Source organism: Sphingomonas endophytica (assembly GCF_001476895.1).
Taxonomy (GTDB): domain Bacteria; phylum Pseudomonadota; class Alphaproteobacteria; order Sphingomonadales; family Sphingomonadaceae; genus Sphingomonas; species Sphingomonas endophytica_A.
In genome coordinates, this window is record NZ_LDTB01000134.1 from 1 (window position 1) to 783 (window position 783).

The following is a 783-nucleotide window of genomic DNA, read 5'->3' on the forward strand; positions in this document are numbered from 1 at the left end:
GCCTCATCTGCTATCGCGGGCTGACCCTGTCGGTGCCGCGGATCCTGCTGCTGCTCGGGCTGGTCTGGATGGCGCTGAGCCATATCCGCAACATCGAGGTGTTCGCGTTCATCGCGCCGCTGGTGCTCGCGAAGCCGATGTCAGAACAATGGGGGATGGCGGTCGTCACCGCCGCCCGCTTCGAGGAACGCCGCTCCCTCCCCGTCGTCACGATGCTGGCTGCCGTCGCGATGGTGATCGGGGCGTGGGTGACGACGACGACTTTCGTCGCGCAGCATGAGTTCAAATTCCTTCCGGCATTCTGGCCCGCTGCGGCGGTCGACGTGCCCCAGCAGCACAAGGCGCAGCGCGTGTTCAATACCGCGCCGTTCGGCGGCTATCTGGTGAGCCGCGACATCAAGGTGTTCATCGACGGTCGCGCCGAGTTGTATGGCGAGCAATTCGTGCTCGACTATTACGCCGCGCTCGACGCCCGCGACACCGGCCAGCTGCTGGACCTGCTCGACAGATACCGGATCGACGCCACGCTGCTGAGCTCGGGCTCTCCGGCCGGAAACGTGCTCGACCACCTCAAGGGCTGGAAGCGGCTCTACAAGGACGACGTCGCCGTCATCCATGTGCGGTCGGACGACAAGGCCGCCGCGGCGCCGGCGGCCGGGAGCTCGAACTAGACTGATGATAGAAGGCGCGCGCGCCATGTCATTCTTCCGTCATTGCGAGCTAAGCGAAGCAATCCATCGGACCGCATACGCGGAACGATGGATTGCTTCGTCGCTTCGCTCC

1 protein-coding gene is annotated in these 783 nt (G+C 64.9%); it reads left to right on the plus strand.

The window, feature by feature from the left end; translation table 11 throughout:
• Positions 1-671, plus strand: a 671-nt coding sequence (locus tag NS334_RS16345) for a hypothetical protein (protein ID WP_206542679.1), incomplete at its 5' end; no start/stop codon positions are given.
• Between the last annotated feature and the right edge of the window lie 112 nt (positions 672-783).